The sequence below is a fragment of the Actinoallomurus iriomotensis genome (assembly GCF_030269445.1).
GTDB classification, from domain to species: domain Bacteria; phylum Actinomycetota; class Actinomycetes; order Streptosporangiales; family Streptosporangiaceae; genus Actinoallomurus; species Actinoallomurus iriomotensis.
On sequence record NZ_BSTJ01000003.1, the window covers coordinates 316234 to 333279 of the forward strand.

General features: G+C 71.2%; 18 protein-coding genes. 6 read left to right on the forward strand and 12 right to left on the reverse strand.

The features are described from left to right. Positions 1–44 precede the first annotated feature (44 nt). The 3 genes from QSK37_RS14555 to QSK37_RS14565 all read right to left on the reverse strand — a co-directional run bounded on the left by QSK37_RS14555 (position 45) and on the right by QSK37_RS14565 (position 2937). Complete coding sequence (locus QSK37_RS14555) at positions 45–626, reverse strand: Clp protease N-terminal domain-containing protein (protein ID WP_285620656.1); 582 nt, start codon at positions 624–626, stop codon at positions 45–47. Between the two features lie 75 nt (positions 627–701). Then, on the reverse strand, positions 702–2093 hold the full coding sequence (gene cysS, locus QSK37_RS14560; protein ID WP_285568325.1) for a cysteine--tRNA ligase: 1392 nt from the start codon (positions 2091–2093) through the stop codon (positions 702–704). A 79-nt stretch (positions 2094–2172) separates the two neighbouring features. Beyond that, entirely contained in the window at positions 2173–2937 is a 765-nt protein-coding gene (locus QSK37_RS14565; protein ID WP_285620659.1) for a DUF6585 family protein, read from the reverse strand. Between the two features lie 270 nt (positions 2938–3207). Here QSK37_RS14565 and QSK37_RS14570 point away from each other — a divergent pair, with 270 nt between their 5' ends. Beyond that, positions 3208–4857, forward strand: a complete 1650-nt coding sequence (locus QSK37_RS14570; protein ID WP_285620661.1) for a DUF2637 domain-containing protein — start codon at positions 3208–3210, stop codon at positions 4855–4857. Positions 4858–4959: 102 nt separating this feature from the next. After that, positions 4960–6165 (forward strand): fumarylacetoacetase, encoded by a 1206-nt coding sequence (gene fahA, locus QSK37_RS14575; RefSeq protein WP_285620666.1) that lies wholly within the window; start codon positions 4960–4962, stop codon positions 6163–6165. Positions 6166–6202: 37 nt separating this feature from the next. On the opposite strand, the gene ispF is transcribed toward fahA, so the two are convergent. Both ispF and QSK37_RS14585 read right to left on the reverse strand, forming a co-directional pair. Continuing rightward, positions 6203–6664 carry a 2-C-methyl-D-erythritol 2,4-cyclodiphosphate synthase gene (gene ispF, locus QSK37_RS14580; RefSeq protein ID WP_285568319.1) on the reverse strand — a complete coding sequence of 154 codons (462 nt, stop codon included), beginning with the start codon at positions 6662–6664 and terminating at the stop codon, positions 6203–6205. Positions 6665–6689: 25 nt separating this feature from the next. Continuing rightward, complete coding sequence (locus QSK37_RS14585; RefSeq protein ID WP_285568317.1) at positions 6690–7172, reverse strand: CarD family transcriptional regulator; 483 nt, start codon at positions 7170–7172, stop codon at positions 6690–6692. A 285-nt stretch (positions 7173–7457) separates the two neighbouring features. Between QSK37_RS14585 and QSK37_RS14590 the strand changes: the two genes are divergently transcribed. Further along, positions 7458–8180 (forward strand): hypothetical protein, encoded by a 723-nt coding sequence (locus QSK37_RS14590; RefSeq protein ID WP_285620669.1) that lies wholly within the window; start codon positions 7458–7460, stop codon positions 8178–8180. Between the two features lie 203 nt (positions 8181–8383). Further along, positions 8384–9232 (forward strand): hypothetical protein, encoded by an 849-nt coding sequence (locus tag QSK37_RS14595; RefSeq protein ID WP_285620671.1) that lies wholly within the window; start codon positions 8384–8386, stop codon positions 9230–9232. A gap of 103 nt (positions 9233–9335) precedes the next feature. Here the strand turns inward: QSK37_RS14595 and QSK37_RS14600 are convergent, their stop codons facing one another. Both QSK37_RS14600 and QSK37_RS14605 read right to left on the reverse strand, forming a co-directional pair. Beyond that, on the reverse strand, positions 9336–10013 hold the full coding sequence (locus QSK37_RS14600) for a response regulator (protein ID WP_490246480.1): 678 nt from the start codon (positions 10011–10013) through the stop codon (positions 9336–9338). A gap of 5 nt (positions 10014–10018) precedes the next feature. Then, positions 10019–11200 (reverse strand): sensor histidine kinase, encoded by a 1182-nt coding sequence (locus QSK37_RS14605; RefSeq protein WP_285620673.1) that lies wholly within the window; start codon positions 11198–11200, stop codon positions 10019–10021. 168 nt (positions 11201–11368) lie between these two features. Between QSK37_RS14605 and phoU the strand changes: the two genes are divergently transcribed. After that, a complete protein-coding gene (gene phoU, locus QSK37_RS14610) occupies positions 11369–12034 on the forward strand; it encodes a phosphate signaling complex protein PhoU (protein ID WP_285620675.1) in 666 nt (221 codons plus the stop codon). Positions 12035–12118: 84 nt separating this feature from the next. Here the strand turns inward: phoU and QSK37_RS14615 are convergent, their stop codons facing one another. Further along, entirely contained in the window at positions 12119–12496 is a 378-nt protein-coding gene (locus QSK37_RS14615) for a VOC family protein (RefSeq protein ID WP_285620677.1), read from the reverse strand. 194 nt (positions 12497–12690) lie between these two features. Between QSK37_RS14615 and QSK37_RS14620 the strand changes: the two genes are divergently transcribed. Next, positions 12691–13338, forward strand: coding sequence for a hypothetical protein (locus QSK37_RS14620; RefSeq protein WP_285620679.1), 648 nt, complete (start codon positions 12691–12693; stop codon positions 13336–13338). A 164-nt stretch (positions 13339–13502) separates the two neighbouring features. On the opposite strand, the gene QSK37_RS14625 is transcribed toward QSK37_RS14620, so the two are convergent. From QSK37_RS14625 to mshA, 4 genes are all read right to left on the reverse strand, one after another. Next, entirely contained in the window at positions 13503–14249 is a 747-nt protein-coding gene (locus QSK37_RS14625; protein WP_285620681.1) for a phosphoglyceromutase, read from the reverse strand. A 72-nt stretch (positions 14250–14321) separates the two neighbouring features. Further along, positions 14322–15134 (reverse strand): SAM-dependent methyltransferase, encoded by an 813-nt coding sequence (locus QSK37_RS14630; protein WP_285620683.1) that lies wholly within the window; start codon positions 15132–15134, stop codon positions 14322–14324. A gap of 93 nt (positions 15135–15227) precedes the next feature. Further along, positions 15228–15719 (reverse strand): type III secretion system chaperone family protein, encoded by a 492-nt coding sequence (locus tag QSK37_RS14635; RefSeq protein WP_285620685.1) that lies wholly within the window; start codon positions 15717–15719, stop codon positions 15228–15230. A gap of 50 nt (positions 15720–15769) precedes the next feature. Next, entirely contained in the window at positions 15770–17032 is a 1263-nt protein-coding gene (gene mshA, locus QSK37_RS14640; protein WP_432705565.1) for a D-inositol-3-phosphate glycosyltransferase, read from the reverse strand. Between the last annotated feature and the right edge of the window lie 14 nt (positions 17033–17046).

The window sequence follows — 17046 nt, forward strand, 5'->3', positions numbered from 1 at the left end:
ATGTCCTCCGCTGGTGCGCGGGGCGGTCTCGCCCCCGGCCCAGACTACGCGGAGTCGCGGCCCGAACCGTCCCGCAAAAGGCGTTCGATGCGCTCCAGGCGGTCCTCGATCGCGGTCAGGCGGCTCTCCATCGCGGACATGCCTCCGCCGCCGAAGACACCCGGCGACGGCCGCGTCTGCTGACCGGCACGGAGCACGGCCAGGATGCCGTGCCGCACCTCCTCGGTGTCGACCTTGAGCCGGCGGAGCACCTCCACGCCGCCGTCGCCCTCGCGTTCGCCCTCGCGGAGCAGGCCGAGCAGGATGTGCTCGCTGCCGATGTAGTTGTGGCCGAGCTGCAGGGCCTCGCGGAGGGAGAGTTCGAGCACCTTCTTCGCCCGCGCGGTGAACGGGATCTCGGCGGCGGGCGGCTGCTCGCCGCGGCCCAGCATCTCCTCCACCTGGTACTGGGCGGGCGCGAGCCCGGCGCCGAGCGACGTGAGCACGCGTACGGCCGTCTCGGTGTCATCGCGCAGGAGGCCGAGCAGGATGTGCTCGGTGCCGATGAAGTCGTGGTCGAGCAGCAGGGCCTCTTCCTTGGCGTAGACCACGACGCGGCGGGCGGTGTCGGTGAACCGCTCGAACAACTGGACCACCTCGGATGCGGTGGGGTGTGAAGCCTCTCGAACGTTACGTCCCCGGACTCCTGCCCACCAACCGTCTCAGGAGCGCTTGAGTTCCCATCGCGGACCGCGCGGGGTGTCCTCGATGATGACGCCGGCGGCGGTGAGACGGTCGCGGATCGCGTCGGCGGCGGCATAGTCCTTGCGGGCCCGGGCCGCCTGCCGCTGTTCGAGCGCCACCGAGACGAGCGCGTCGACGACGTCGCTGAGGTCGTCGCCGGCACTCTCCCACTGCGACGACAGCGGGTCGAGACCGAGCACGCCGAGCATCGCCCGCAGCTCGCCGAGGACGCGGACGAGGCCGTCCTTGTCGCCTGCGGCCATCGCGGTGTTGCCCTCGCGTACCGACTCGTGGACGACGGCGAGCGCCTGCGGCACGCCGAGGTCGTCGTCCATCGCGTCGGCGAACGCCTGCGGAACCGTGCCGGGCTCGACGCGTCCGGCCATCTCCACGGCGCGTACGACGAACGCCTCGATGCGGCGGTACGCGGCGGCGGCGTCGTGCAGGGCCTCGTCGGTGTAGTCGATCTTCGAGCGGTAGTGCGCCGAGCCGAGGTAGTAGCGCACCTCGGCCGGGCGCGCCTTGTCGAGCAGGTCGGACAGCAGCACGACGTTGCCGACGGACTTGCTCATCTTCTCGCCGGCGACCGTGAGCAGCCCGTTGTGCATCCAGTACTGCGCGAACGCGTCACCGGCCGCGGTGGACTGGGCCAGCTCGTTCTCGTGGTGCGGGAAGATCAGGTCGACGCCGCCGCCGTGGATGTCGAAGGCCGGGCCGAGGTACTTGGTGGCCATCGCCGAGCACTCCAGGTGCCAGCCGGGACGGCCCGGACCCCAGGGCGTCTCCCAGCTCGGCTCCCCCGGCTTGGCGCCCTTCCACAGCGCGAAGTCGCGCGGGTCGCGCTTGCGGTCGTCGCCCACCGAGTCGCCGGCGGGCCGCATGTTGTCGAGCTTCTGGTTCGACAGCGAGCCGTACCGGTCGGCCCAGGACAGCACGTCGAAGTAGACGTCGTCGCCGACGTTGTAGGCGTGCCCCTGCTCGATGAGCCGCCGCATCAGCACGATCATCTCCGGGACGTGCCCGGTGGCGCGCGGCTCGACGGTCGGCGGAAGGCAGCCGAGCACGTCGTACCCGCGGTTGAACACGCGCTGGTTGGCCTCGGCGACGGCGAACCACGGCACGTCCGTCTGCGCGGCGACGTTGATGATCTTGTCGTCGACGTCGGTGACGTTGCGGACGAAGGTCACGTCGTACCCGGAGGCGACCAGCCAGCGGTACAGCAGGTCGTACGTCACGCCGGAGCGCATATGGCCGATGTGCGGCGCGGCCTGCGGCGTGGCACCACAGACGTACACACCCGCCCGGCCCGCCGTCAGCGGGGCGAAGTCGCGGATGGTACGGGTGCCGGTGTCGTAGAGGCGCAGGCTCACGCGTAAAAGGCTATTCGATGACGGTCGGCGTCCGGCACGGAAATCGACTTTGTTGGCTGATCCCGGCCGCCGGCGATGCTCATTCCGTACGGGCCTGCCGTACGTAACGCGCCAATTCACTGAAGGCCACGGCATTCGGGACCTCCCCGGCCGTGGCCGTCATGCCGGCCAGCCGGTCGCGCCGGTCCACGCGGACCATGCCGTTGCTGATCTCCACCTCGGCCACGTCGTGCCAGGGCACCTTGTCCCCGTCCTTGGCGATGCCCTCACGGGAGAGCGTGAACGGGCCGAAGCGCACCTCGCCGCCCGTCTCGATCCGGGACATGTACCTGGGCAGCAGGCGCTCGGTCACGGCCGCCGACACGGTCTCCACGACGTTTTGGATGTCGGGGAACTCCGGGCCCATGACCACCTCGGTGCCGTCGTCGCGCACCAGCGCGCAGCGCCAGCTGACCGCGTCCGCCGACCCCATCCGCACGCCGGAGACGCGCAGCTCGCGGATGGCGTCCCAGGCGAAGGCGTTCGCCTCGCGGCCCGCGACCAGGATCAGGCCGCCCTCGTAGAGGTACAGCATCCGGCCGTAGCCCGGAAGGACGTCGCGGACCAGTACGCGGCCGGCGGCGCCGAGATAGCCGACGGTCAGCAGGACGCTGAGCACCGTCGCCCAGCCGAACCCGTGGATCAGGAACCGCACCGCGAACGGCAGCAGCACGAGACCGGGCAGCCCGAGGAACACCAGCCACCTGCGGGAGCGGGGATTGACGATGCGCGGATCGTGCACGCTGTGCAGTTCTCCGAGCCGTTCGTCCTTCGCGAGGTCGTCGATGGGGGAAGGGGGAGTCACGTCTCTCAAGGGGGACACCAGATCAGGACCGTGGCCGACAGAACAGCACGAATGGCCGCATACCAACTAGCGTCCACCCGAAGCGACAACATCCTTCCGGTCGGCTTCCCCGTGCCGCAACAGGGGTATGCCGTGCGTGGCGAGCGTGACCGGCGAGTGGCCGTCATGCGGGTTCGGACGGCGACACGCGGCCCGCGCTCACCCCGAGATCCGTTGGTTACGGCCAAGATGGTGTCACCCCGTACGCCCTGATGGTTGGCTGCCTCCCAAATGACAATCACCCCCGCGCAATATTCGAAGGCACAGCGACGGCTCCTCACCACGCTCGGCGGCCTCGGCGTCGCCGCGCTGGCCGCGGGCACGTTCGTGCTGTCCTATGACGACCTGCGGCTGCTCGCGCTCCGCGGCGGTGCCGCCCGGCACTGGGCGTTCCTGTACCCCGGGATGCTCGACGGCCTGGTCGTCGTGATCATCCTGGCGATCCTGAGCGCCCGGCGGTCGGGCTGGTTCTCCCGCGCGGTGCGCTGGCTGCTGCTGGTGGTCCTGATCGCCGGCGCCGGCGCGGCCGGCGTCCAGCGTGCCGTCAAGGGGTACGCGGTCCTGGCGGACACCCCGGTCGACGTCGGCGTCGCCGTGGCGCCCTGGGCGATCCTGATCCTCGCGGTGTGGCTGTGGATCGGCATGATCAAGCAGGTGCTGAGCCGTCGGACGCGACGTGAGCGGCGCGGCGATCCGGCCGAGCCCGTCGAGCCGGCGGCGGCCGCGCCCCAGGCGGAGCCGGTGCCCGCGACCGTCGTGGACGGCTCGATCATTCCGGGCCTGGACGGCGAGACGCGTCCGCTGCCGCGCCCGGCGTCGGTACGGGAGCTGGGGCCCGTACGCGAGCCCGCTCCGCCCGAGGAGAACCCCTGGGAGGCCGCGCGACTCAAGCCTGAGCCGTGGGAGGAGGACACCGAACCGGTGCCGGCGGCGTCCCCGGCCGGCAAGCCGACGGCGTGGGACGCACTGTCGGGCTCCTCGCCGGAGGCCGAGTCCGGCGAGCGGTCCGCTGCGGCCCGGCCTGAGGAGGAGAGGTCCGGCGCACCCGCACTCGGTGGGACCTGGCAGGACCCCGAGCCGGCACCGCACGCGGAGCCGGGCGAACCGGTCCCGGCGTCGTGGCGCGCCGCGGGGCCGGACGCGGACGACGACGGGGGCTCCTCGCCGGGCGACCCGGCCGCCGGCTCCCGGAAGCCCGCCGAGCCGGCCCCGGACGCGGACGACGGCGTGGACTCCTCCTCGAGCGGCCCGGCCACCGGCTCCTGGAAGGTCGCGGAGCCGGCCGGCCGTGAGGCGGACGAGCCCGCCGGCGGAGAGGCGACCGGCGCGGAGCCGGACGGCTCCGTTCCGCCGTCGTGGGGCGGCGGGGAGGCCGAGCACGGCCGTGAGCCCGCCTCGCCGGAGGCGCGCCGCGATGAGCACGACGACGAACCCGATGACGAGCCCGCTCCCCTGCTCCCGCCGACCCCCGGCCGGGCCGCGCCGCGTCCGGAGACGTCCGCCGGGCGCGCCGGGTCGTCCGGTGAAGGCGCGGCCGAGCCCGAATCCGACGTGGAGGCACCCGTGAACGACAAACCCGCCCAGCCCGCCGAAGAGGAGCCCAGACCCCGCTACGTCGCCCGTACCTCGCTGCCGACCGACGTCCGGCTGGTCGGCGGCCCGAAGACCCGTACGCCTCTCGCCGACACCCAGCCGGACGGGATCAAGCTGCCGGACACCCAGCCGGACGGCATCCCGATCGTGACCGCGTCGTCTTCAACGTCCTCGGACGAGGAGGACGACGCCTACCCCGACGAACGCGCCGAGGACCCGGACGCCGGCATGGAGTCCACCCCGCCGTCGAGCAAGTTCCGCAGCGGTCCCATGCCGCCTCGCGGCTGACCCGCCGGGTTCCGGGCGTCGCCCAGCGCCCGGGGCACGAGCATGTCCGGAATGCGCCGGGGCGGCTTGGTGAAAGCCGGTCTGAGAGGGAACGCTGAGGAGATGAGAACCTGGGTGCCCGTGCCTGAGGGCAGCGGCTTCGGCGTGCACAACCTTCCGTACGGTGTGTTCTCCCAGCGGGGCGAGCTGCCACGCGTCGGTGTGGCCATCGGTGAGCAGGTGCTCGACCTGGCCGAGCTGGCGTCGTCCGGGCTGCTCGCCGACCGGCGGTGGTTCGCCGCCGGATCGCTGAACGCCTTCATGGCCGCCGGGCGCGCGGTGTGGCAGCCGACGCGGGACCGCGTCATCACGCTGCTCACCGACATGTCCTACCGCGACGAGGTCGAGCCCGCGCTCTATCCGATGAGCGACGTCGAGCTGCACATGCCGTTCGAGGTGGCGGACTACGTCGACTTCTACTCCTCGCGCGAGCACGCGACGAACCTCGGGCGGATCCTGCGCCCCGGGGGCGAGCCGCTGCTGCCGAACTGGACCCGCCTGCCGGTCGGCTACCACGGCCGCGCCGGCACGGTGGTGCCGTCGGGCACGCCGATCGTACGGCCGCGGGGGCAGCGCAAGGGCGAACCGGAGCCGGTGTTCGGGCCGACGGCGAAGCTCGACGTCGAGGCCGAGGTCGGGTTCGTGATCGGGGTGCCGTCGGCGCTCGGGCAGTCGGTTTCGACGGGCGCGTTCCGCGACCACGTGTTCGGCTTCGTGCTGGTCAACGACTGGAGCGCACGCGACATCCAGGCGTGGGAGTACCAGCCGCTGGGGCCGTTCCTGGCCAAGTCGTTCGCGACGTCCGTCTCGCCGTGGGTGGTCCCGGTCGACGCGCTGGGGGCCGCCCGCGTACGCCCGCCGGAGCAGGACCCGGAGCCGCTGCCGTACCTGCGCTGCGACGAGCCGTGGGGCCTGGACCTGACGCTGCGGATCGAGCTGAACGGGCAGGTGGTGAGCCGCCCGCCGTTCGCCGGGATGTACTGGACGGCGCCGCAGCAACTCGCCCACGCGACCGCGAACGGCGCCGCGCTGCGCACGGGCGACCTGATGGCCTCGGGCACGGTCTCCGGCCCGCGGCGCGACCAGCGCGGCAGCCTCATCGAGCTGACATGGAACGGCACCGAGCCGCTCGAACTGCCCGACGGCACGAAACGCGTCTTCCTGGAGGACGGCGACACCGTACGCATCACCGCCACGGCGCCTTCGCCGGACGTCGACCCGATCGGCTTCGGCGACGTCATCGGCACGGTCTACCCGTCGCCCGCCTGACCGGCGTACGGTCCGGGCGCGGCGGCCCGCCGCGTCGTTACCGGTAGACGAGAGCGGTGGCGACCGCGGCGATGCCCTCGCCGCGACCCGTCAGGCCCAGGCCGTCGGTCGTGGTGGCCGAGATGCCCACCTCCGCGCCGCCCAGGGCCTCGCTGAGAGCCTTTTCCGCCTCCGGGCGGCGGGGTGCCAGCCTGGGGCGGTTGCCGATGATCTGGACCGCGACGTTACCTATGGTGTATCCGGCCTCGTCCAGGCGGCGGTGGACCTCCTGGAGCAGAGAGACGCCCGAGGCGCCCGACCAACGACGGTCGCTCGTGCCGAAGACGGCGCCCAGGTCGCCCAGGCCCGCGGCCGTCAGCAGCGCGTCGCAGATGGCGTGCGCCGCCGCGTCTCCGTCGGAGTGGCCTTCGAGCCCGTCGCCCTCACCGGGCCAGTCGAGGCCGGCGAGCCTGAGCGGGCGACCAGAACCGAACGGGTGGACGTCGACACCGACGCCCACCCGTGGAAGATGCGTGACCAAGCCTTCAGCCCGCGAGGACTTCGTCGAGCAGCGCCTCGGCCTTGTCCTCGTTGGTCTTCTCGGCCAGTGCCAGCTCGCTGACCAGTATCTGCCGCGCCTTGGCCAGCATGCGCTTCTCACCGGCCGACAGGCCGCGTTCCTTGTCGCGCCGCCAAAGATCACGGACAACCTCGGCGACCTTGTTGACGTCGCCGGACGCGAGCTTCTCGAGGTTCGCCTTGTAGCGTCGCGACCAGTTGGTGGGCTCTTCGGTGTAGGGTGCCCGCAGCACCTCGAACACCCTCTCCAGCCCTTCCTGGCCTACCACGTCACGAACGCCGACGAGCTCGGCGTTCTCCGCAGGGACACGAACTGTGAGATCGCCCTTGTCGACCTTCAACACCAGGTAGGTCTTGTCCTGACCCTTGATGGCACGAGTCTCGATGGCTTCGATCCGAGCAGCCCCATGATGGGGGTAGACGACAGTGTCGCCGACCTTGAAAGTCATGTGACAAGTACCCCTTCCGCTATGGATAGGGTAGCACGCTGCACGGACCCTCTGAACCGCCGTTCTCGGCATATGCGCAGGTCAGCACGGTTATTAGGGTATTGACAAAGGTTGAATCGCGTGCAATAGGCACCCTCGTGGATCGGATTGGCCCGCACCGCGCACACAGCGGGGGAAGCGGCTCATACTGGAGGTGGACGGATCCGCAGCGGGTCGCCCGCCCCCGCGTCGCGGGGGGCCCGGCTCCCGCGCGCGATCACGGCGGTCCGAGAAGGTAGGTGTGGCGTGGGGCTTCACGGCGACCATGACGACTACGGGCTGCCCAAGGTCGACGTCGTCGTACCGGACGACGCGCGGGAGCTCGATCGTGACGTCATCGCATACCGGCGCGAGCAGCGCCAGCGGCGCCGTCGCGAGCGCTGGCAGCGCATCGGCCGACCCTTCACGCGTTACGGCATCGCCGCGCCCTTCATCGCGAGCGCCGTGCTCGTCGCCCTCATCAGCGGCGTGCTCATGACCGTCATCTCCCCCCGTCCGGGCCCGCGGACGATCCAGGTGCCGCCGACCGGGCCGCAACGCCTGCGCCCCGGTGACGTCGGCGGCGGGCTGCCCGCCGGCAACGTGATCTACCGTCATAAATCCGTCCCGGTGACCGAGCTCATCAATGTTGCCGGAGTCGTCCTGGTCGTACCCCGTGAGTGCGGATGTGACGCCGTTGTCCAGGGCATCATCCGGCAAGCCGGAGGCCAGCGGCTCCAGGTGTGGCTCATCGCCGACGACCGCGCGGACAAGGACGACGGCGACGTGGCGCGCCTGGCCGACGGCGCCGCTCCCGGCACGGCCCTCCTCGCCGACGATCCCGGCCGGGTGCTCTCCTCGACCTACAAGGCCTCGGGCCTGACCGCGGTGCTCGTCCGTACCGACCGCATCGTCCGTAAGATCCTGAGAGGCCTCCAGACGGGCCGCGACCTCACCGCCGACCTCCGGCCCCTCCAGACGCCGAGCTGACCCTGAGCCGCCTCTGAGCCGCTCCTGGGCCGGGGCCCGCGGAGCGGGCGCGAAACCCCGAGGCTCGCGGTCCCGGCGGTCCGCCGGAGGCGCCCTCGTCGGCCCCCCGCGTTTCTCCGTCACGGCTAGCGCTACGCTTCCGTGTGGCGTTTCGCGCGCCTGTCGAAACATCCCGGAATAACCCGCAAGGAGAGTAGGCCGCCGTGAGCCGCAACAGCCGCCGGGCGCTCGCCACCGCCGTCGCCGGCGTCTTCGCCATCGCCCCGCTGGTGACCGCTTGCGCCGCCGGACGGCATCCGCAGAGCGCGATGCCCACCCGCCTGGCCGAGGGCGTCAACGCCTCCGTGCACGCGGTCGACGTCCGCAACGCGTTCGTGCTCGGGCCCGCGCCGGGCAAGAAGCTGGCCGCCGGTGCCGACGCGCCGCTCTACGCGTGGTTCGTCAACAACGCCGCGACTCCGGACCGGCTCGTCGCGGCCGAGGCCCCGGGGGTGGCCCAGTCGGTGCAGATCGCCGGTGGAGCCCTCGCCCTGCCTCCGAACCAGCTCGTGGACACGGTCGAGAAGACCCCGCCGGCGCCACCGTCGGCGCCCACGCCGAGCGTGAGCCCGAGCCGTACGCCCAAGGCCCGCACGCACACCCCCACGGGCGGCGACGCCCCGAACACCACGAGCACGCCGCCGCAGCGGCCGCTGGCCAACCGGAGCCGCGCGGTCGCCCCGGCCACGACGCCGGCCGCCGCCCCCTCGTCGTCCTCGAAGCTGATCATCAAGGGCCTGGCGAAGGAGTACTCCGGCGGCGAGACGGTGCACGTGATCCTGCACTTCCAGCAGGCCGGCACGCTGAACGTCGACCTGCCGGTCGTGCCCTGGAACGGCTACTACTCGACGTACTCCCCGGCGCCGGTCGCACCGGCTCCGCCGGCCACGCCGACCATGACGCCGCAGTCCACGCCGTCGGCCTCCAGCCCGGCCTCGCAGCCGACCGCCACCTCTTCCAAAGCGCACAAGGCGAAGACGCGGAAGAAGGCCTCGGCCACTCCGTCAGCCTGACACACAGCCTGAGACACGACTGGAAAACCCCGCCGTCGCCGAGCGACGCGCGGGGTTCTTCATGTCCACGGGCGCCGGCGTGGAGCCGGCGCCCGTGAGGGGCTCACTCGTCGGGCTCGAACTTGTAGCCCAGTCCCCGTACGGTGATGATGAAACGCGGTGTCGAGGGGGCCGGCTCGATCTTGGCCCGCAGCCGCTTGATGTGGACGTCGAGGGTCTTGGTGTCCCCCACGTAGTCCGCGCCCCACACCCGGTCGATGAGCTGCATGCGGGTCAGCACCCGGCCGGCGTTGCGGAGCAGCACCTCCAGCAGCTCGAACTCCTTCAGCGGGAGCGGCACCTCGCGGCCCGAGACGGTGACGACATGGCGTTCGACGTCCATGCGCACCGGCCCGGCCTCGAGCGTAGGCGGGGCGAGCTCCTCGACGTCGCCCCGGCGCCGCAGGACGGCGCGGATGCGGGCCACGAGCTCACGTGAGGAGAACGGCTTGGTGACGTAGTCGTCCGCGCCCAGTTCGAGGCCGACGACCTTGTCCACCTCGCTGTCCTTGGCGGTCAGCATGATCACTGGGACGTTGGACTTGGTACGCAGTTCCCGGCACACCTCGGTGCCGGGCAATCCGGGCAACATCAGGTCGAGGAGGACGAGGTCGGCACCGGCGCGGTCGAAGGAGTCGAGGGCGTCGGGTCCGGTCGCCGCGACGGCGACCTCGAAGCCCTCCTTCCGCAACATGTACGACAGTGCGTCGCTGAACGACTCCTCGTCTTCCACGACGAGCACTCGAGTCACTGGGGGGCCTCCCGTACGGTGGCTGGCTCAGGGATTTCCTTCGCGGTCGCGGAGGTTGTCAACAACGGCAGGCGGATGGTGAACGTCGATCCGGAGCCTTCCTTGCTCCAGACGTTGACCTCGCCCCGATGCCGGGTCGCGGCGTGTTTGACGATGGCGAGCCCGAGGCCGGTGCCGCCGGTCTGGCGGGACCGCGCCGGGTCGACCCGATAGAAGCGTTCGAAGATGCGCTGCAGGTCCGCCTCCGGGATGCCGATGCCCTGGTCGGTCACGCTGATCTCCGCGTGCCGCTCATCGGCGAGCCGGGTGCAGACCACCACGCGTGTGTGCTCGGGGCTGTAGGCGACGGCGTTGTCGATGAAGTTGCGCACCGCGGTGATGAGCAGTTCTTCGTCGCCGTGGACGTTGAGCCCCTCACGGCCACCGATGGCGAGGGTGATGTCCTTGGGTTCGGCCTTGAGCCGGCAGCGGTCCACGGCTTCGTGGACGACGTCGTCGAGGGACACCACCTTGGGTTCGGCCACCGGCTCGCCGCCCTGGAGGCGGGAGAGGGTGATCAGGTCCTGGACGACGTTCGTGAGGCGTACGGACTCGTGCTGCATGCGCTTGGCGAAGCGGCGCACGGCCTCGGGGTCGTCGGAGGCGTCCTCGATCGTCTCCGCCAGGAGCGAGAGGGCGCCGACCGGTGTCTTGAGCTCGTGGCTGACGTTGGCCACGAAGTCGCGGCGGATGGCCTCGACGCGGCGGAGCTCGGTCAGGTCCTCCGCGAGCACGAGGACGAGCCCGTTCGTGCCCATCGGCGCGACGCGGACCGCGAACCAGCGGCCCTCCCGCCGGCCGTGGATGACCTCGATCTCCTCCTCGCGGATCTCTCCGTCGCGGCGTACGAGGCGGGCCATGGCCAGGAGGGCGTCGACGACGAGCCGATCACCGCTGACGAGGCCGAAGGCACGCGCGGCCGAGCTGGCCCGCAGGACGCGGTCCTCACGGTCGATCACCACCGCGGACGAGCGCAGGACGCTGAGCACCGAGGCGACGCCCGCGGGAACTCCCCCGGCCTGCGCGGGAGCGGCGGCTGGGCGCTGGGCACGCTCGCTGACGCGCACGGCCAGGGCGGTCACCAGACCGGTCACCAGGCCAGCGGCGCCGGCAAGAGTCGCGACAACCTCCACATCCACATCTTGGATCGTAGGCGGGGCCGTGGCCAGCTCTGGCCCCGCATGCGCCTACCTGCAAGTACGTTCGCACAAAGTTAACCTGTCCCTCCACAGCCGTTCACGGCCGACGACCATCCTGCTATCCGGATAAAACTGCCTACTGAGCCGCCAAAAACCGTAAGGAATCAGATGCGAGACGCTTACCACGAGGAGCTGGACGGTCTCTCCGACAAGCTCGTGGAGATGACGCGGTTGGTGCGGTCGGCGATGGCCCGCGCCAGCACCGCCCTGCTCGACGCCGACCTGCGCCTCGCCGAAGAAGTGATCAGCGCCGACGAGCACGTCAACAAGCTCGAGACGGACATCGAGGAGACCGTCTTCGAGCTGATGGCCCGCCAGCAGCCGGTCGCCAGCGACCTGCGGACCCTCATCACCTCCCTGCGCATGAGCGGTGACCTGGAGCGGATGGGCGATCTCGCCGTCCACCTGGCCAAGACCGCGCGGCGGCGCCACCCGGAGTCGGCCATCCCGCCGGAGCTGCACGCGACCGTCCTGGAGATGGGCCAGATCGCCGAGCGCATGATCGCCAAGGCCGGCAGCGTGATCGCCTCGCAGGACGTCCAGATGGGCCTCGAACTGGACGCCGACGACGACCAGATGGACCGGCTGCACCGCCGGCTGTTCGACTCGATGCTGTCGCCGAAGTGGCGGCACGGCGTAGAGCCGGCCGTGGACATCTCGCTGGCCGGGCGCTACTTCGAACGCTTCGCCGACCACGCGGTGCACGTCGCGGAGGACGTCGTCTACCTGGTCACCGGGCAGCACCCCGAGGACATCGGCGAAGTCGCGGACTGACCCGCCGCCCGTACGCGAGAGGCCCCGGCGATCGCCGGGGCCTCTTCCGTCGCGGAGTCCCGCCCCGGCCGGGGATCGCGCCGCTCACCAGCCGAGCAGGAAGAGGCAGAACAGGTGCCCGTGCGGGTCCCGCATCACCCGGACGCCCTCCGGCGTGGGCTGGTGCTCCTCCACCGTCGCCCCCAACGCCACGGCCCGCGCCACCTCGGCGTCGAGGTCGTCGACGAGGACGTCGAGGTGCGCCTGCATCTGAGGGGTCCCGGGGCGCGGCGGCCAGACCGGCGGGACGTGGTCCGGTTCGAGCTGGAAGCTCAGGCCGGGCCGCTCCTCGTCGGCGAAGCGCAGCCGGACCCACTCCGGCTCGCGGCTCACCTCGGTCATGCCGAGCAGGTCACGGTAGAAGTCGGCGAGCGCGGGCGGATCCGGCGTGCCGAGGACGAAGGCCCTGAGTGTCGTGCTCATCGCGGCATGCTTCCAGCCGGAAACCGACGGCACAACACGCCCACGTCCGGTACGGACACGCGGCGCCGGCTCGGCGGAGGGGCGGCCGACCTCGGCCGAACGGTGGCGGCGATCGATCTTCTCGGGGTGAGATCGTCCGGGTGAGGGCGGCGCCTGACGCGTCGCCGGGTAATGACGGGGAGCGAGGCGACGCCATGGTCAGCGGACGAGAGCCGGTCCGCCGCCGGACGGGCGGGTGGTCCTGGGCCGGACCGGCCGTCGTCGCGGGCCTCGTACTCGCACCGGCGGGCGGATGCACGACGGAAAGATCCAGCGTGGCGAATCCGCCCAAGGCCCACGAAGCGCCGTTACCGACGGTGCACTACTCGTTCGGGACACAGCCCCCGCCGTGGACCAAGCCGCTCAACGAGGCGGGTGGCGCCGACGCCGCCGGGCTCGCCATGGGCCCGGCGGCGGGCACCGCCCGGCGCTTCGACAGCCATCTCGACATCTTCGCGAACGGCAGGCCCATCCGGGTCACCCCCGGTCTGGGGGTGGATGGAAGGCTCCTCTCCGAGGTGCGCACGCGCGGCAAGGGCATCCTGGTCGTCGCGTCCTCGGACCCCGGCAAACGCTTCACCCTGGGGCAGGTGTTCATGGAGTGGGGCGTGCGCCTCGAGCCGGCGCACCTCGGCGGGTTCACGGCCGACGCGGAGCACTCGCTCACCGCCTACGTCGACGGCGTCGAGCGGACCGGCGACCCGGCGATGATCGCGCTTCTTCCGCACCGTGAGATAACGCTGGTCTACGGAGCGCCCCCGCGCAGGATCCCCACGAGCTACGCCTTCCCGCGAGGGGAGTGAGGATCGCGGCGCCCTCCCGGGAGAGGTGGTCACCCGCGATGGCGGCCGGTGCGACGAGGGGCGAGGCCGCGAACGCCGCCGCGACGGCCGTGGAAACCAGTCGCGCACGCGGCCCTCTCATCTGCGGAAGATACGCAGGTGAGAGGGCCTTTTCATGATCAGAACTACTTCTTGCCCTGGTTCTTGACCGCCTCGATGGACGCCTCCGCGGCCGCCGGGTCGAGGTACTCGCCGCCCTTCTTGCGCGGCTCGAAGTCGTCGTCGAGCTCGTACAGCAGCGGGATGCCGGTCGGGATGTTCAGGCCCGCGATGTCCTCGTCGGAGATGCCGTCGAGGTGCTTGACGAGCGCCCGGATGGAGTTGCCGTGCGCCGCGAGCAGCACGGTCCTGCCTGCGGCGAGGTCCGGGACGATCGCGTCGTACCAGTACGGCAGCAGCCGGTCCACCACGTCCGCGAGGCACTCGGTGCGCGGGATGAGCTCCGACGGCAGGAGCGCGTAGCGCGCGTCGTTGACCTGGGAGAGCGGGTCGTCGTCCGCGATCGGCGGAGGCGGCGTGTCGTAGGAGCGGCGCCAGGTCATGAACTGCTCCTCGCCGAACTCCTCGAGCGTCTGCTTCTTGTTCTTGCCCTGCAGCGCGCCGTAGTGCCGCTCGTTGAGCCGCCAGGACCGCCGGACCGGGATCCACAGCTGCTCCGCCGCGTCGAGCGCGATGTTGGCCGTGCGGATCGCGCGCTTGAGCACCGACGTGTGCACGACGTCGAGCTTCAGGTCGGCGTCGAGCAGCAGGTCACCCCCGTTGACCGCCTCTTCTTCGCCCTTCTCGGACAGGTCGACGTCAACCCAGCCGGTGAACAGGTTCTCGGCGTTCCAGACGCTCTCTCCGTGCCGGAGAAGTACCAATGTCGCCATAGCCAGCGAGCCTACTGGGTGGACCTTCTCCGCCGGAAAACGCGGGTCGCCCTCGGCGTACGCGCCGCGGGCTCAGGCCTTGCGGGCGACCCCGGCCAGGAAGTACGGACGGCGGTACTTGTCGGCGATACGGCGGGTCTCCACCGAGTCCGGGCGCCACTGGGCGACGTTGACCACGCCGGGTTCGAGGAGTTCCAGATCGCCGAAGAAGCCGCGGATGCGGTCCGGCGTACGGGCCACGATGGGCATCGTGGAGTGGCGGTAGACCTCGGTGACGCCGGGCACCGAGTCGGGAAGCGCGTCGCCGCAGACATGGCTCAGCACGAGGTGACCGCCCGGCGGCAGCGCTTCGCGGAACCGCGCCACGACCGCCTCGGGGTCGTCGGCGTCCGTGAGGAAGTGCACGATCGCCAGCAGCAGGATCGCGATCGGCTGGTCGAAGTCGAGGCGCTTGCGCACCTCGGGGTCGTCCAGGATCTCCTCGGGGTGGCGCATGTCGGCCTGGACGATGTCGACGTTCTGGGCGCCGCCGAGGATGGCGCGGCCGTGGGTGAGCACGACCGGGTCGTTGTCCACGTAGACCACGCGGGCGTCCGGAGCGACGCGCTGGGCCACCTCGTGGACGTTGTTCTGGGTCGGCAGGCCCGTGCCGACATCGAGGAACTGCCGGGTGCCGGTCTCGGCCAGGTGGCGTACGGCGCGGCCCATGAACGCCCGGTTCTGCTGGGCCGCGAGCCGGATCTGCGGCGCGAACTCCAGGGCCTTCTCGGCGGCCTCCCGGTCGGCGCCGAAATTGTCCTTGCCGCCCAGGTAGTAGTCGTACATCCGGGCGACGTTGGGGGTGCTCAGGTCGACCTCGCGTGGCTCCCCGGCCCGGTCATCCATGACGTACCCCCGTTCGATCCGAGCTGCCGGACAGAACTCAACCACCACTCGCCACGATCAGTAACGGAACCGTACAGAAAACTGAAACGCGTTTCAATCGCCCGCACCGAGGATGATCCGGGCGAACGGCTGGAGGTTGGCGAGGCTCTCACCGCGCTTGACCCGCCAGTCCCACTCCCGCTGGATCGAGCCGGCGAATCCGATCTCCAGCGCGCGGTCGAAGTTGTCGTCGGAGTAGGTGAGCACGCAGCCGAGGATGCGGTCGATCTCCTCGGGCGTCACCGCCGACAGGGGCAGCCGGCCGACCAGGTAGACGTCACCGGTCTCGTCCAGCGCGAACGCCACGCCGTACATCCCGCCGTTCTTGCGGAGCAGGAACCGGTAGAACTCCTCGTGGTTCTCGTCCGGCTGACGGCAGAAGAACGCCTCGACGTGCAGGCTGTGCCCGCCGACGATGAGCCAGGTCATCGTGGCGAGCTTGTGCTGCCCGGGCAGCTTGACCAGGTAGGCGCCGGCGCGCGGCCGTTCGTACTCCAGCCCCTGATCGTCCAGGATCGCCTTGAGTGACGTGTCCGCCTCGCTCATCATCGCTCCTCGGGTCGCTCTGGAAAGCCTCCATCATGTACGACGGGCGCTCACGCCGACGCGGCCATCGCCCGCTCCCCCACCGCCTGGGTGTAGACCTCCAGCAGCCGGTCGACCGTCGTCTGCCAGCCGAACGCCCTGCTGTGCCGTACGGCGGCAGCGGACATCCGGCGCAGCCGGCCCGGAGCGCCGAGCAGGTCGGCCAGCACGCGGGCGTAGTCGACCGGGTCGTGTCCGCGGACGAGCACCCCGGACTCGCCGTCGCGCACGGCCGTGCGCAGGCCGCCGACCCCGGCCGCGACCACGGGCGTGCCGCACGCCTGCGACTCGACCGCGACCAGCCCGAACGACTCGCTGTGCGACGGCACGACGGTGACGTCGGCCGCGCGGTACCAGTCGGCCAGCTCGGCCTGGGGACACGGCGGCTCGAAGCGCATGACGTCGGCGACGCCCAGGCGCGCGGCGAGTTCGACCAGCTCCGTGGGCCGCGTACGGCCCGAGCCGCTGGGGCCGCCCACGACGGTGACGAGCAGGCGCTCGCGCAGGCGCGGTTCGCGCTCCACCAGCGCGGCCGCGGCGCGGACGAGCACGTCCGGGGCCTTCAGCGGCTGGATGCGGCCGACGAACAGCAGCATCGCGCGGTCCCGCGGCACACCGAGGCGATGGCGCGCCTCCTCGGTGTCCTCCGGCGTGAACGTCCGCAGGTCGACGCCGGGCAGGACGGTCTGCACCTGATGCGGATCGGCGTCGTACAGCGTGCGGAGCTGCTCCGCCTCGTCGGCCGTGTTGGCGATCAGGCGGTCGGCGCTCTCGACGACCCGCTGCTCGCCCAGGACCCGGCCGAGCGGCTCCGGCGCGTCGCCGTCGGCGAGCGCGGCGTTCTTGACCTTGGCGAGCGTGTGCATCGAGTGGACCAGCGGGACACCCCAGCGCAGGCGCGCGGCGTGGCCCGCCTGCCCGGAGAGCCAGTAGTGGGAGTGGATCAGGTCGTAGTGGCCGGGCTCATGGGCGGCCTCGGTGCGCAGCAGGCCCGAGGTGAACGCGCACATCTGGCGCGGCAGCTCCGACTTGTCCAGTTCCTCCAGCGGTCCGGCGGTGACGTGCCGGACCATCACGCCAGGTGCCAGCTCGACGTCCGGCGGCAGCGCCCGTGAGGTCGCCCGCGTGAACAGGTCGACCTCGATGCCGCGTTCCGCCAGCCGCTTGGCGACCTCGACGATGTAGACGTTCATTCCCCCGGCGTCCCCCGTACCCGGCTGGTCCAGGGGCGACGTATGAACACTGATCGTCGCCACCCGGGCAAGACGTGACACGGACACCACCTCCG

Excerpts from the sequence above, each read along its gene's own strand:
- QSK37_RS14570 (WP_285620661.1), top strand. The coding sequence starts at position 3,208 with ATGACAATCACCCCCGCGCAATATTCGAAGGCACAGCGACGGCTCCTC.
- fahA (WP_285620666.1), top strand. The coding sequence starts at position 4,960 with ATGAGAACCTGGGTGCCCGTGCCTGAGGGCAGCGGCTTCGGCGTGCAC.
- QSK37_RS14585 (WP_285568317.1), bottom strand. The coding sequence starts at position 7,172 with ATGACTTTCAAGGTCGGCGACACTGTCGTCTACCCCCATCATGGGGCT.
- phoU (WP_285620675.1), top strand. The coding sequence starts at position 11,369 with ATGCGAGACGCTTACCACGAGGAGCTGGACGGTCTCTCCGACAAGCTC.
- QSK37_RS14615 (WP_285620677.1), bottom strand. The coding sequence starts at position 12,496 with ATGAGCACGACACTCAGGGCCTTCGTCCTCGGCACGCCGGATCCGCCC.
- QSK37_RS14620 (WP_285620679.1), top strand. The coding sequence starts at position 12,691 with ATGGTCAGCGGACGAGAGCCGGTCCGCCGCCGGACGGGCGGGTGGTCC.
- QSK37_RS14625 (WP_285620681.1), bottom strand. The coding sequence starts at position 14,249 with ATGGCGACATTGGTACTTCTCCGGCACGGAGAGAGCGTCTGGAACGCC.
- QSK37_RS14630 (WP_285620683.1), bottom strand. The coding sequence starts at position 15,134 with ATGGATGACCGGGCCGGGGAGCCACGCGAGGTCGACCTGAGCACCCCC.
- QSK37_RS14635 (WP_285620685.1), bottom strand. The coding sequence starts at position 15,719 with ATGAGCGAGGCGGACACGTCACTCAAGGCGATCCTGGACGATCAGGGG.